Here is a 13651-nt window from a genome sequence, read left to right on the forward strand (position 1 = left end):
GCTTCGGGGGCGTCCAGACCCCCGAGGTAGGCTTACCTAAGTTGAGCCTGTTAAAACGTGCTGGCTCACTGACCGAAAGGCATGATTCGTCATGGGTTACATCAAGTCCGCCGCTCTCGACGAGACCGGCTTCGTGGTGCTCGACTCCTACGGTGAGGAGATCGACCCGCAGGAGTGGCTGTCGATCGAGTACGTCGACTGGAAGTCGTCGGGCGACACCCGCTTCGCGCCGCTCGCGTCCGCCAAGGGTGAGATCGAGTGCAACGGGTTCTGGAACCACACGCCGCCGCGCACCGACAAGGACGGCGTCTGGATCCCCGAGCAGACCGAGAAGGCGCCGACCCTGACGCGCCGCGCGCAGGAGCCCGGCTCGAACGTCGGCCGCTGCCGCATCATCGAGCTGCAGCCCAACACCTACGCCGACGCGCTGTACAACCTCCACCAGGACGACAACAACCGCCTCAACCCCGACGGCACCGGCTGGGTCGTGCGCGGCTTCTTCAACCTCACCGACGACAAGAACACCTACTTCGTGCTGCGTGAGAACCGCACCGACCCGAGCATCGAGTACCGCGTGGCGCTTCCCGCCGGTGCCCAGCTCATCGTCGACACGCAGCGCCTGTGGCACGCCGTGCACCACGACGGCACCGAGCCGCGCTACTGCCTCATCACCTCCTGGGAGTCGGGCCCCGAGCTCGACGCCTACATGGAGAAGTACCACGCGGTGCCGACCGCGCCGCAGTTCGAGGTCGCGCAGGAGGTGCTCGACGCCGGTCAGGCCGAGCAGACCCGCCGTGACGCCGCGCGCGCCGCGTACTACGCCGCCAAGGGCAAGGCCGAGGTCCAGGCCATGAGCGAGGCCTGAGCACCACCCGCCTGATCGGAGAGGGCCCGGGAATCACAGTCTTGTGATTCCCGGGCCCTCTCCGCGATAATGGCGGCAGCACAACCGAACAGCACGTCATGACACCGTCACAGGTCGTAGGGGAAGACGCACCTGACGAACGGAGAGATCATGACGACACATAAAGCGCGTGGGGTGATCTTCATCCACTCCGCGCCACGGGCGTTGTGCCCCCACCTCGAGTGGGCTGTCGGGCGAGCCCTCGGCCGCGCCGTCAGCTTCGACTGGGCGGATCAGCCGGTGCTGACCGGCAGCCGGCGATCAGAGTTCTACTGGGAAGGCGCCGCCGGGACCGGCTCGGCCCTGGCCACCGCCATCCGCGGCTGGGAGCACCTGCGCTTCGAGGTCACCGAGGATCCCACGCCCCGCAGCGACGGCGGCCGTTGGCTGCACACGCCGGGCCTCGGCATCCACTACGCGCAGACCGACACCGCGGGCAACGTCGTCATCGGCGAGGACCGCATCCGCTACGCGATGGAGATCGCCGGCGGCGACGCGTTCGAGCTGCAGCGCGAACTCGATGTCGCGCTCGGCGCAGCCTGGGACGAGGAGCTCGAGCCGTTCCGCCACGCGAGCGACGCTGCGCCCGTCGTCTGGCTGCACAAGGTCGGCTGACGCCCACAACCCCACAGACGCAGGCGGCGTGAGGCGCCACTACCGAGGCTCGGAGGCCATGAATCCCGGGTCGCGGGACCGCGAACCGCCGCCTGACACGACAGACGCCCCCGGCATCGCCGGGGGCGTCTTCGCGTCGCGGGTCGTCAGACCGAGCGGAAGGCGACGACGGCGTTGTGACCGCCGAAGCCGAACGAGTTGCTGATCGCGAGCTGATCGCCCGCACCGAGGGCGATCGGGGCGTCCGAGATGCGCAGCGGGATGTCGGGGTCCTGCGTGCTGACGTTGATGGTCGGCGGCGCCTGGCGCTCGCGCAGCGCGAGGAGCGTGAAGATCGCCTCGAGCGCGCCCGTGCCGCCCAGCAGGTGACCGGTCGCGCCCTTCGTCGCCGAGACGGGGATCTCGTGGACGCGGTCGCCGAAGACGCTCAGGAGCGCCTTGTACTCGGCGATGTCGCCGGTGGGAGTGGACGTCGCGTGCGCGTTGATGTGCGTGACCTCGTCGGGCGTGGCACCCGCCTGCTCGAGCGCGAGGCGCACGGCGCGCGAGGCACCCAGCCCCTCGGGCTCCGGAGCCGTGATGTGGTACGAATCGGCCGTCACGCCGCCGCCGACGACCTCGCCGTAGATCTTCGCGCCGCGGGCCTTGGCGTGCTCCTCGGTCTCGAGGACCAGCGCTGCCGCGCCCTCGCCCATGACGAAACCGTCCCGGTCGACGCTGTACGGGCGCGACGCGGTCTCGGGGGAGTCGTTGCGCTTGGACAGCGCCTGCATCGCGGCGAACGCGGCGATGGTGAGCGGGTGGATGACCGCCTCGGCGCCCCCCGCGATGATGACGTCGGCGCGACCCGCGCGAAGGCTCTCGAACGCGTTGACGAGCGACTCGGTGCTCGATGCGCACGCCGAAGCCACGGTGCGCGCGTAGGCGCGGGCGTTCAGGTGCATCGAGACGGCCGCGGCCGGTGCATTCGGCATGAGCATCGGGACGCTCATCGGCATGACGCGGCGAGGTCCCTTGGTCTTGAGCGTGTCCCAGCCCGCGAGCGTGGTCTGCAGGCCCCCGATGCCGGTCGCGAAGTCCACGGCGAACCGCTCGGGCTCGACCTCCGGCTTGCCCGCGTCCTCCCATGCCTCGAACGCCGCGACGAGCGCGAACTGCGCCGAAGGGTCGAGGCGGTTGGCCACGGGGCGCTCCAGCACGGAGTCGGGCCGGACGAGCGCCTGTGCGGCGAAGGTGACGGGGAGCTGGTACTCCTCGACCCAGTCCTGCTCGATCGTGTGCGTGCCGGATGCTCCGTTCATCAGCGCCGACCAGCTCTCGGGGGCGGTGCCGCCGATGGGGGTCGAGGCACCGATGCCGGTGACGACGATACGGGGTGTGCTCATGGAGATCAGAGTCCTCGTGATGATGGCCGGTGGGGGCCGCGGCCCCCACCGGGATGGTCCTACGCCTGGTTCGACGTGATGAAGGTGACGGCGTCGCCGACGGTCTTGAGGTTCTTGACCTCGTCGTCCGGGATGGTGACGCCGAACTTCTCCTCGGCGTTGACGACGATCGTCATCATCGAGATCGAGTCGATGTCGAGGTCGTCGGTGAACGACTTCTCGAGCGCGACCTCGTCGGCCGAGATACCGGTCTCGTCGGTGATGAGCTCCGCGAGTCCCGCGAGGACCTCGTCGTTGGTGAATGCCATGGGATTCTCCTGTTTGTTAGGGGTAGGCGTGCCCGAGCGGGCCGGGAATCAGTCTAGGGTCGCGGTTCGCCGCGTCAGGGAAGGACGATCACCTGCGCGCCGAAAACCAGCCCGGCGCCGAAGCCGATCTGGAGCGCGAGGCCGCCGCTGAGCTCCGGGTGCTCCTCGAGCAGCCGGTGCGTGGCCAGCGGGATGGAGGCCGCCGAGGTGTTCCCGGTGGTCTCGATGTCGCGGCCGACCAGCACGGTGTCGGGCAGGCCCAGCTGCTTGGCGAACTCGTCGATGATGCGCATGTTCGCCTGGTGGGGCACGAAGGCGGCGAGATCGGATGCCTCGACCCCCGCAGCCTCGAGCGCCTGGCGTGCGACCTTCACCATCTCCCAGACCGCCCAGCGGAAGACGGTGGGGCCCTCCTGGCGCAGGGTGGGCCACGGCGCGATCCCGTCGCGGAACTCGGTCAGCGTGTGGTTCATGCCCACGGCCTCGGACTTCGAGCCGTCGGAGCCCCACACGGTGGGGCCGATGCCGGGCGTCTCGCTCGGACCGACCACGACCGCGCCCGCACCGTCGCCGAGCAGGAAAGAGATGCTGCGGTCGGCGGGGTCGACGATGTCGCTGAGCTTCTCGGTGCCGATCACGACGGCGTAGTTCGCGGCGCCGGCGCGGATGAGCGCGTCGGCCTGGGCCACGCCGTAGGCGAAGCCGGCGCACGCGGCGTTCACGTCGTACGCCGCGGCGGGGTTGGCGCCGACGCGATCGGCGACGATCGCCGACACCGACGGGCTCTGCTTCGGGTTGCTGATGGTCGCGACGATGACGGCGTCGACCTGCGACGCGTCGACGCCGGACCGCTCGATCGCCTCGCGGGCGGCATCGGTCGCGAGGTCGATCGCGTCGGTCTCGGCCAGCGCACGAGTGCGCGTGACGATGCCGGTGCGCTGACGGATCCACTCGTCGCTCGAGTCGATCGGGCCGATGAGGTCGTCGTTCGGCACCGCGATCTCGCCACGGGCGGCGCCGTATGAGTAGATGCGCGTGTGGGCGGCACCGGTGGGCTGGATGAGGCTGCGGGTCATGCGGGGGTACTCCGGTCAGGCGTCGGCGGCCACCAGCGCGGCGGCGGCCTCCAGGTCAGCGGGCGTCTTGACGGCGACGGCGGGGACTCCGCGGAGCGCGCGCTTCGCGAGCCCGACGAGCGTGCCCGCGGGGGACAGCTCCACGATGCCCGATACCCCGGCATCGGCGAAAGACGCCATGCAGAGGTCCCAGCGCACCGGCGAGGCGACCTGGTCCACGAGAAGGTCGACGAACGCACGGCCCGACGATACGGCGGAGCCGTCGCGGTTGGTCCACAGCGTGACACCGGGATCGGAGACGTCGTGGTCGGTCGCGGCATCACGCAGAGCCTCGACCGCCGGCGCCATGTAGTGGGTGTGGAAGGCGCCCGCGACCTGCAGCGGGATCACACGCGTTCCGGCGACCGGCTCGGCGGCGAGGGCCTGGAGGGCGTCGAGTGCGCCGGCGACGACGAGCTGGCCGCCACCGTTGTAGTTCGCGGGGGAGAGGCCGAGCTCTTCGAGGCGCGCGAGGACCGATGCCTCGTCTCCGCCGATCACGGCGCTCATCCCGGTCTCGGCGGCCGCTGCCGCCTCCGCCATCGCGCGGCCCCGGATGCCGACGAGGGTGAGTGCGGACTCTTCGCTGAGGACTCCCGCCGCCGCGGCGGCGGCGAACTCGCCGACGGAGTGCCCGGCCACGCCGCCGATGCGCTCACGGTCGGGCAGCGCGTTCCAGGACAGCAGGCTGGCCGCGACGATGAGCGGCTGCGCCACCTGGGTGTCGCGGATCTGGTCGGCGTCCCACTCGGTGCCGGCGGCGACGAGGTCGACGCCGGACCACTCGGAGTACTGAGCGAGGCGGTCCGCCGCGCCGTCCGATTCGAGCCAGGGAGTCAGGAAGCCGGGGGACTGGGAGCCTTGTCCGGGGAAGACCGCGATTCTCACCGTTCCATCCTGTCAAGGATCAGAAAGGTCGTTCTGGCGACACCGTCACAAGAATCACGCGCTGCTTTGTGCGTGGCCCACACTGACGCAGAGATCACGCAGGGTTGCGGCGGGCCGGCGGACGGCGGCGGGAGGCATCCGTCCCGATCGATCCGAGGATCAGCGCCGTCTGCAGGATCAGCGCCTCGCGAGGTCCGGTGGCGTCCCAGCCGATGACCTCGGACACGCGCTTGAGGCGGTAGCGCACCGTGTTCGGGTGGACGAACAGCTCACGCGCAGTGGCCTCGAGCGAACGGCCGTTGTCGAGGTACGCCCACAGCGTCGACACGAGGTCGGCGCTGTGCGACTGGAGCGGGCGGTAGATGCGCTCGACGAGGGTGATCTTGGCCAGGGGATCCCCGGCGAGGGCTCGCTCGGGGAGGAGGTCGTCGGCCTCGACAGGGCGAGGAGCGTGACGCCAGGCGCGCGCGACCGCGAATCCGGCGAGGGCGGCCCGAGCGCTCTGGCTCGCGTCGACGAGCGCCGGCACCGTCGGGCCGAGCACGAGGTATCCGGTTCCGAAGCCGGGCTCGAGGCGGCGTGCGATCTCGCCGAACGGGAGGTCGGTCACGGCGTCGTCGGCGACGGCCGACGGCTCGGCGCGCCCGACGACGAGCACGAGACGCGACCCCTGCACGCCGATCAGGACGTCGACGCCGAGCTTGCGCGCCGTGCGACGGAGCTGGTCGACGTCGAACTGCGGGGGAGTCGTGCCGACGAGGACTGCGACCTCGCCGTGGCCGTGCCAGCCCAGAGCGGCGATGCGGCTCGGCAGCTCCTCGTCGGCCTCGCCCGTGAGGATCGAGTCGACCACGAGAGCCTCGAGGCGCGCATCCCAGAGGCCGCGCGCCTCGGCGGCGCGGGCGTAGACGTCGGCCGCGGCGAAAGCCACCTCGCGCGAGTACAGCAGGATCGCCTCGCGCAGGTGCTCGCCCTTGCCCGCGACCCGCTCCTCGGTCACCTCGACGGTGACGCGGATGAGCTGCAGGGTCTGCTGCAGGCTGACGCTGCGCAGCAGCTCGCGCGGGGCTGCCGCGAAGATGTCGGATGCGATCCACGGCGTGGAGCCGGGCTCGTCGTACCACGAGATGAACGACGTGATGCCGGCCTGGGCCACCAGCCCGACGGCGGACCGTCGGGCCGGTGGCATCTCGGCATACCAGGGCAGCGTCTCCTCGAGGCGCTTGATGGTGACGGTCGCGAGGTCGCCGGAGATGCGTCGCAGCCAGGCGAGCGTCTCGACCTTGTCCATCACCTCGGTGGACTTGCCCATCCGCAGGTCAGCTCTCGCCGCCCGCGTTCCCGCTCGTACCGGCGGTCACGTCGTGCAGACGGTACTTCTGGATGGCCTGCGCGGCGAGGCTGCGGTCGACCGCACCCTCTTCGGCAAGAGCCTGAAGCGTCCGGACCACGACCGAGGGGCCGTCGATCTTGAAGAAGCGACGGGCCGCGGCGCGCGTGTCGGAGAAGCCGAAGCCGTCGGCACCGAGGGTCGCGAAGCGGTTCGGCACCCACGGACGGATCTGGTCCTGGACGGCGTGCATGAAGTCGCTGACCGCGACCACGGGGCCGGCGGCGTCCTTCAGCTTCTCGGTCAGGTAGGCGGTGTGCGGGTCCTCCTCCGGGTGGAGGAAGTTGTGCTCGTCGGCGGCCAGGCCGTCGCGGCGCAGCTCGCTCCACGAGGTGACCGACCAGACGTCGGCCTGCACACCCCAGTCGTCGCGCAGCAGTTGCTGCGCCTCGAGCGCCCACGGCACTCCCACGCCCGACGCCAGGAGCTGAGCCTTGGGGCCCTCGCCCTCGGCGGTCGAGACGCGGTGGATGCCGCGCACGATGCCGTCGACGTCCACGCCCTCGGGCTCGGCCGGCTGCACGAGCGGCTCGTTGTACACCGTGAGGTAGTACATGACGTTGGGGTCGGGGTGGTTGCCGCCGTACATGCGCTCGATGCCCGAGCGGACGATGTGCGCGATCTCGTACCCGTAGGCCGGGTCGTACGACACGGTCGCCGGGTTGGTCGAGGCGAGCAGGAGCGAGTGGCCGTCGGCGTGCTGGAGGCCCTCACCGGTCAGCGTCGTGCGTCCGGCGGTGGCGCCGATGATGAAGCCGCGCGCCATCTGGTCGCCCGCCGCCCACTGCGCGTCGCCGGTGCGCTGGAACCCGAACATCGAGTAGAAGACGTACACCGGGATGAGCGGCTCGCCGTGTGTGGCGTACGAGGTGCCCGCCGCGGTGAACGCCGCGACCGCGCCCGCCTCGTTGATGCCGACGTGGACGATCTGGCCCTGCGGGCTCTCCTTGTAGGCCAGGAGCAGCTCGCGGTCGACCGACGTGTAGTTCTGGCCGTGCGGGTTGTAGATCTTCGCCGAGGGGAAGAACGCGTCCATGCCGAAGGTGCGCGCCTCGTCGGGGATGATCGGCACGATCCGGTGGCCGAAGTCCTTTGCGCGGAGAAGGTCCTTGAGCAGACGGACGAAGGCCATCGTCGTGGCGATCTCCTGCGTGCCCGAGCCCTTCTTGGGCAGCGCGTACGCGTCGTCGCCCGGCAGCTGCAGCCCGACGTGGTGCGAACGGCGCTCCGGCAGGAAGCCGCCCAGCGCGCGACGGCGCTCCAGCATGTACTGGATCGTCTCGTCGTTCGATCCGGGGTTGTAGTACGGCGGCAGGTAGGGGTTCTCTTCGAGCTGCGCGTCCGAGACCGGGATCCGCATCGAGTCGCGGAAGTACTTCAGGTCCTGCAGGGTCATCTTCTTCATCTGGTGGGTCGCGTTGCGGCCCTCGAAGTGATGCCCGAGACCGTAGCCCTTGATCGTCTTGGCGAGGATCACGGTGGGCTGGCCCTTGTGCTCGGTCGCGGCCTTGTACGCGCCGTAGACCTTGCGGTAGTCCAGGCCGCCGCGGCGGAGCTTGCCCCAGATGTCGTCGTCCGACCAGTCCTTCACGAGAGCGGCCGTGCGCTCGTCGCGCCCGAAGAAGTGCTCACGGATGAACGCGCCGTCCTCCGCGCGATACGTCTGGAAATCGCCGTCCGGCGTGGTGTTCATGAGGTGCACGAGTGCACCGTCGGTGTCCTTGGCGAGGAGCTCGTCCCATCCGCTGCCCCAGACCACCTTGATGACGTTCCAGCCGGCGCCGCGGAAGAAGCTCTCGAGCTCCTGGATGATCTTGCCGTTGCCGCGCACCGGGCCGTCGAGGCGCTGCAGGTTGCAGTTGACGACGAACGTGAGGTTGTCCAGGCCCTCGTTCGCCGCGACCTGCAGCTGTCCGCGGCTCTCGACCTCGTCCATCTCGCCGTCGCCGAGGAATGCCCAGACGTGCGAGTTCGACAGGTCCTTGATGCCGCGGTTGGTGAGGTACTTGTTCGACATCGCCTGGTAGATGGCGTTGATCGGTCCGAGACCCATCGAGACCGTCGGGAACTGCCAGTACTCCGGCATGAGGCGCGGGTGCGGGTAGGACGGAAGCGCGTGCGGTGCCTTCGACTTCTCCTGGCGGAAGCCGTCGAGCTGCTCGGAGCTCAGGCGGCCTTCGAGGAAGGAGCGGGCGTAGATGCCGGGAGAGGCGTGACCCTGGATGAAGATCTGGTCGCCGCCGGTCGGGTCGTCGAGACCACGGAAGAAGTGGTTGAAACCGACCTCGTACAGCGACGCGGAGGACGCGTACGTCGAGATGTGGCCGCCCACGCCGATCCCGGGACGCTGGGCGCGGTGCACCGTGACCGCGGCGTTCCAGCGGATCCACCGGCGGTACCGGCGCTCGAGCTCCTCGTCGCCCGGGAACTCGGGCTCGTTCTCAGGGGCGATCGTGTTGATGTAGTCCGTCGTGGGAACCTGCGGAACGTTCAGCTGCAGCTCGTGGGAGGTCTGCAGCAGGCTCAGCATGATCTCGCGGCCACGTCCGTGGCCCTTCGCCTGCACGAGCTGCTGGAGGGATTCCTGCCACTCGGAGGTCTCATCGGGATCGCTGTCGAGGGGTTCCTGCGAGTACGGATCCTGATCGTTGACAGTCACAGAAGACCTTTCGTCGTCTGGCAGATCGTGCCAGGTAATCGCTACCGGAGCGGCGCGGGCGTTGTCTGCCCTGCACAAACGCACCAACTGCCAGCCTAGCGAGTTCGAGACGGTCCGGACGCACCTCGTAGACTGGGCGCGAGGGCCTTTAGCTCAGCTGGTAGAGCGCCACGTTTACACCGTGGATGTCGTCGGTTCGATCCCGGCAGGGCCCACCGAAGTCCTTCAGCGCCGGTCCCCTCGCGGATCGGCGTCTCCGTCCGGACCGCCGTCGTCGCGCTGGTGCGAGACCACGTGCGGCAGCGCGAACTCCTCATACCCGGGCTGGCCGATCCTGGAGTGCCGGTGGGAGTAGGCGAAGTAGATGACGAAGCCGATGACGAGCCACACCAGGAATCGCAGCCACGTCTCGACGGTGAGGTTCAGCATCAGGTAGACGCAGATCGCCGCCGACAGCCCCGGAAGCCACGGGTTGAGCGGCACGCGGAAGCTGCGGTGCAGGTCGGGGCGCTTGCGCCGCAGGACGATGACGCCGATCGACACGAGCACGAACGCCGACAGGGTGCCGATGTTGACCATCTCCTCGAGCAGGCCGATCGGGGTGAAGCCCGCGACGACGGCGACGATGATCGTGACGAGGATCGAGATGACCCACGGCGTGCGGAACCGCGGGTGCACCTTCGCGAGCCGGACGGGCAGGAGCGCGTCGCGCGACATCGCGAAGATGATGCGCGTCGCCCCGATCAGCAGCGTGAGCACGACGGTCGTGAGACCGGCCACGGCGCCCGCCGAGATCAACGTCGCCATCCACGTCGCGCCGTGGAACGCGAAGGCGTTGGCGAGAGCGGCCGCCGGGTCGAGGTCCTGGTAGGGGACCATCCCCGTCACCACGAGCGCGACGGCGCAGTACAGCAGCGTGCAGATCACCAGCGACGCGATGATGCCGATCGGCAGGTCGCGCTGCGGGCGCTTCGTCTCCTCGGCGGTGGTCGCGACGACATCGAACCCGATGTAGGCGAAGAACACGAGCGCCGCGCCGGCGAAGATGCCTCCGACGCCGAACGCGGTGGGCTCGATGCCGGAGAAGAACTGCAGCAGCGGCTGGCTCAGTCCTGTCGCGGCCTCCCTCGGCGCGGGCGCCGGCACGAACGGCGACCAGTTCGCCGGGTTCACGAACAGGAGGCCCGCGACGATCACGAACAGCACGATGAAGAGCTTCACGGCGACGAGCACCATGTTGACGCGCAGCGACTCCTTGATCCCGAAGGTCATCAGGCCGCCGAGCACGAGCACCAGCAGGATTGCCATGAGGTCGACGGTGCCGCCGTAACCGATCTCGGCGGGGATCGGCATCCCGAGCTGATCGAAGAGCGTGCCGAGATACGCGCTCCATCCCTGCGCGACAACGCTCGCGCCCAGGAACATCTCGAGGATGAGGTCCCACCCGATGATCCAGGCGAACAGCTCGCCGAGCGAGGAGTAGGAGAACGTGTAGGCGGAGCCCGACACGGGCACGGTCGACGCGAACTCGGCGTAGCAGAGCGCCGCGAGCGTGCAGGCGATCGCGGCCACCACGAAGCTGAGCACGATCGCGGGGCCTGCGACCTCGTGCGCGGCACGGCCGGTGAGGGTGAAGATGCCGGCGCCGATCACGACGCCGATGCCGAACACGGTGAGGTCGAGGGCCGTCAGGGACTTCTTGAGTCGGAATTCCGGTTCGTCGGTGTCGGCGATCGACTGCTCGACGGACTTGGTGCGGAGAACGCCCATGGTTCGCGCCTTTCGTCTTCGGAAGGGCCGGTCGTCGAATGCTAGTCTCCACCGCTCGCGCCGTCGATGCCCCACGGTAGGTTGGTGACGTGAACGCCAGCCCCGCAGACCAGCGCCGCCTCGTCGAGGTCGCCCAGCTCGACGCCCGCATCCGCCAGGCCGACAACGCACGCAAGAACCCGCCTCAGGCCGGTCGGGTCCAAGAGCTGCTGGGCCGGCGTCAGGAGCTCTCGCAGGAGCTCGGCACGCGTCTCGGCGCCCGTGACGATCTGCGCACGGAGCTGTCGCGCATCGAGTCCGATGTCGCCGTCGTCGACGCCCGCGCGGCTCGCGACGCGGACCGTCTCGCCGCCTCGACGAACTCGAAGGAGGCGCAGGGGCTCGAGAGCGAGCTGGCCGCCCTCGCCCGCCGCAAGAACGACCTCGAAGACGCGGAGCTCGCGGTGATGGAGCGGCTCGAGATCGCCGACGCCGCCGTCGCCGAGCAGGAGTCCCTCATCGCGGCGACCAACGCCGAGGGTGCCGAGCTGAGCGCCGAAGGCAAGCGCGCCGTCGCTGAGGCGACCGCGGCCTTCGACGCCGCCACCCGCGACCGCGCCGCCGTCGCCGGCGGTGTCCCGGCCGACCTGCTCGCCCTGTACGACCGCCTCGCCGCCCGCAGTGCCGGTGCCGCGTTCCTGCGACGCCGCACGTGCGAGGGCTGCCACATGGTGCTCGCCGGCACCGACCTGCAGGTGCTGCGCCAGGCGGGCGAGAACGACGTCGTGATGTGCCCGGAGTGCGGCTGCATCCTCGTGCGCGACGACGAATCCGGGCTGTGACCGCACCAGACGTCTTCTGCGGTGGGCGTGTCTGACGCCCCCGGCTGGATCGTCCTCGGGCGGACTGAACGCGGTGCCGCCGTCATCCTGCTCGACGCGAACGCCGACGAGTCCGGGCGTGAGGAGGTCGACAGCGGCGCTCTGACGTCGTGGATCTCGGACGCCGAGATCCGCTGGGCACCCCGATGGGTCTGGCACGACACCCCGCAGTGGTACGCCGCATTGCTCGCTGACGGCGTCCGCGTGGCCCGGTGCCACGACCTGCGCCTGTGCCATGCGATCCTGCGCGACTCCGCGCTGGTCTCCGAGGCGGCGCCGGTCAGGCGGTCGGAGGAGTGGGATGCCGCCCCGCATGTCGACGCCGAGGAGGCCGCGCCGACCCTGTTCGAGCTGGACGCCGTCGGGCGTCCCACGGGTCCGCCCGCGGACGCCGATACGGCGCTGGCCGAGTTCGTACGGCAGCGCGACGCGATCGCCGGCAGCACCGCGCCCGGCCGCCTGCGGCTGCTGACGGCGGCCGAGTCTGCGGGCGCGCTCGTGGCCGCGGAGATGCGCGCCGCTGGCCTCCCGTGGGACGCCGAAGCGCACGACCGCATCCTCGTCGAGACGCTCGGGGAGCGCCGCCCCGGCGGCGCGCAGCCCGCCAAGCTCGCCGCATCGGCGGAGCGCGTCCGCGCGGCGCTCGGCGACCCCGCGGCGAGCCTCGACTCGCAGCCGAAGCTGCTGCGGTCGCTGCACCGCGCCGGCGTGCTCGTCGATTCCACGAGCCGTTGGGAGCTCGCCGAGCAGCGGCATCCCGTCATCGAACCGCTCCTCGAGTACAAGAAGCTCTCGCGCCTGCTGTCGGCGAACGGATGGACGTGGCTGGCCGAGTGGGTCGCCGACGGCCGGTTCCGCCCGGTCTTCGTGCCGGGCGGCGTCGTCACCGGGCGCTGGGCGTCATCGGGCGGGGGAGCCCTGCAGCTGCCGCGCCAGCTGCGCGAGGCCGTGCGCGCCGACCCAGGCTGGCGGCTCGTCGTCGCCGACGTCGCACAGCTCGAGCCGCGCGTGCTCGCCGCGATGTCGGGCGACACCGCGCTCGCGGCTGCCGCACGCGGACGCGATCTCTACGCCGGGATCGTCGACAGCGGCGCGGTGGCGACCCGGCAGGAGGCGAAGATCGCGATCCTCGGCGCGATGTACGGCGCCACGACGGGGGAGTCCGGCCGGCTGGTCCCGCGCCTGCGGCGCGCCTATCCCCGCGCGATGGGCCTGGTCGACGACGCCGCGCGCACCGGCGAGGACGGCGGCATCGTCTCCACCTGGCTCGGCCGCACGTCGCCCGCGCCGTCACCGGAGTGGTCGGCCGCGCAGTCGCGCGCGACAGAGGCCGAGGCATCCGGAGCCGACGAGACCCGCGCTCGGCGCTGGGCGCGCGATCGGGGCCGCTTCACCCGCAACTTCGTCGTGCAGGGCACTGCCGCCGAATGGGCGCTCGCGTGGCTGGCCGACCTCCGCGGGCGTCTGGCCGCCCTCCCGCCGGTGCCTGCGGAGCGCGGCGCGCCGCGCTCCGGCCCTGCGTTCGCGCGACAGCCGCATCTCGCGTTCTTCCTCCACGACGAGGTGATCGTGCACACACCCGAGGAGCACGCGGATGCGGCGGCTCAGGCGGTGACGGAGGCCGCGACCACCGCGGGGCACCTGCTCTTCGGCGGCTTCCCGCTCGACTTCCGGCTCGACGTGCGGATCGCCGAGACCGCGCTCAAGGACTGACGCGGCACAGACCCCCGCCGGGCGGCGATAAACTTGCGGACGCG

The 13651-nt window shown here is 70.4% G+C and carries 11 protein-coding genes and 1 tRNA gene; 5 read left to right on the plus strand and 7 right to left on the minus strand.

What is annotated here, in order from left to right; all coding sequences use genetic code 11:
• Positions 1-91: 91 nt before the first annotated feature.
• Positions 92-865: a hypothetical protein gene (locus ACFVSU_RS02300; protein WP_310290948.1), complete on the plus strand. Its 774-nt coding sequence runs from the start codon at positions 92-94 to the stop codon at positions 863-865.
• A gap of 150 nt (positions 866-1015) precedes the next feature.
• Complete coding sequence (locus ACFVSU_RS02305) at positions 1016-1519, plus strand: DUF3145 domain-containing protein (protein ID WP_387137453.1); 504 nt, start codon at positions 1016-1018, stop codon at positions 1517-1519.
• A gap of 146 nt (positions 1520-1665) precedes the next feature.
• Here ACFVSU_RS02305 and ACFVSU_RS02310 read toward each other — a convergent pair whose 3' ends face one another.
• The 6 genes from ACFVSU_RS02310 to aceE all read right to left on the minus strand — a co-directional run bounded on the left by ACFVSU_RS02310 (position 1666) and on the right by aceE (position 9264).
• On the minus strand, positions 1666-2904 hold the full coding sequence (locus ACFVSU_RS02310) for a beta-ketoacyl-[acyl-carrier-protein] synthase family protein (RefSeq protein ID WP_387137456.1): 1239 nt from the start codon (positions 2902-2904) through the stop codon (positions 1666-1668).
• 59 nt (positions 2905-2963) lie between these two features.
• On the minus strand, positions 2964-3212 hold the full coding sequence (locus tag ACFVSU_RS02315) for an acyl carrier protein (protein WP_013586517.1): 249 nt from the start codon (positions 3210-3212) through the stop codon (positions 2964-2966).
• Between the two features lie 74 nt (positions 3213-3286).
• Positions 3287-4288, minus strand: coding sequence for a beta-ketoacyl-ACP synthase III (locus tag ACFVSU_RS02320; protein WP_387137459.1), 1002 nt, complete (start codon positions 4286-4288; stop codon positions 3287-3289).
• A 15-nt stretch (positions 4289-4303) separates the two neighbouring features.
• Positions 4304-5215 carry an ACP S-malonyltransferase gene (locus ACFVSU_RS02325; protein WP_387137462.1) on the minus strand — a complete coding sequence of 304 codons (912 nt, stop codon included), beginning with the start codon at positions 5213-5215 and terminating at the stop codon, positions 4304-4306.
• Positions 5216-5309: 94 nt separating this feature from the next.
• Positions 5310-6527 carry a PucR family transcriptional regulator gene (locus tag ACFVSU_RS02330; RefSeq protein WP_387137465.1) on the minus strand — a complete coding sequence of 406 codons (1218 nt, stop codon included), beginning with the start codon at positions 6525-6527 and terminating at the stop codon, positions 5310-5312.
• 7 nt (positions 6528-6534) lie between these two features.
• Positions 6535-9264, minus strand: a complete 2730-nt coding sequence (gene aceE / locus ACFVSU_RS02335; RefSeq protein ID WP_387137468.1) for a pyruvate dehydrogenase (acetyl-transferring), homodimeric type — start codon at positions 9262-9264, stop codon at positions 6535-6537.
• Positions 9265-9406: 142 nt separating this feature from the next.
• On the opposite strand from aceE, the gene ACFVSU_RS02340 reads away from it, so the two are divergent.
• Positions 9407-9479, plus strand: a tRNA-Val gene (locus ACFVSU_RS02340).
• Positions 9480-9489: 10 nt separating this feature from the next.
• Here the strand turns inward: ACFVSU_RS02340 and ACFVSU_RS02345 are convergent.
• Complete coding sequence (locus ACFVSU_RS02345) at positions 9490-11034, minus strand: amino acid permease (RefSeq protein ID WP_387137471.1); 1545 nt, start codon at positions 11032-11034, stop codon at positions 9490-9492.
• Between the two features lie 89 nt (positions 11035-11123).
• Here ACFVSU_RS02345 and ACFVSU_RS02350 point away from each other — a divergent pair, with 89 nt between their 5' ends.
• Positions 11124-11855, plus strand: coding sequence for a zinc ribbon domain-containing protein (locus tag ACFVSU_RS02350; RefSeq protein WP_387137474.1), 732 nt, complete (start codon positions 11124-11126; stop codon positions 11853-11855).
• A gap of 27 nt (positions 11856-11882) precedes the next feature.
• Positions 11883-13607, plus strand: a complete 1725-nt coding sequence (locus tag ACFVSU_RS02355; RefSeq protein ID WP_387137477.1) for a bifunctional 3'-5' exonuclease/DNA polymerase — start codon at positions 11883-11885, stop codon at positions 13605-13607.
• Positions 13608-13651 lie beyond the last annotated feature (44 nt).

Origin of the sequence: Microbacterium sp. NPDC058062, from assembly GCF_042885375.1 — a bacterium.
Lineage (GTDB): Bacteria > Actinomycetota > Actinomycetes > Actinomycetales > Microbacteriaceae > Microbacterium > Microbacterium trichothecenolyticum_C.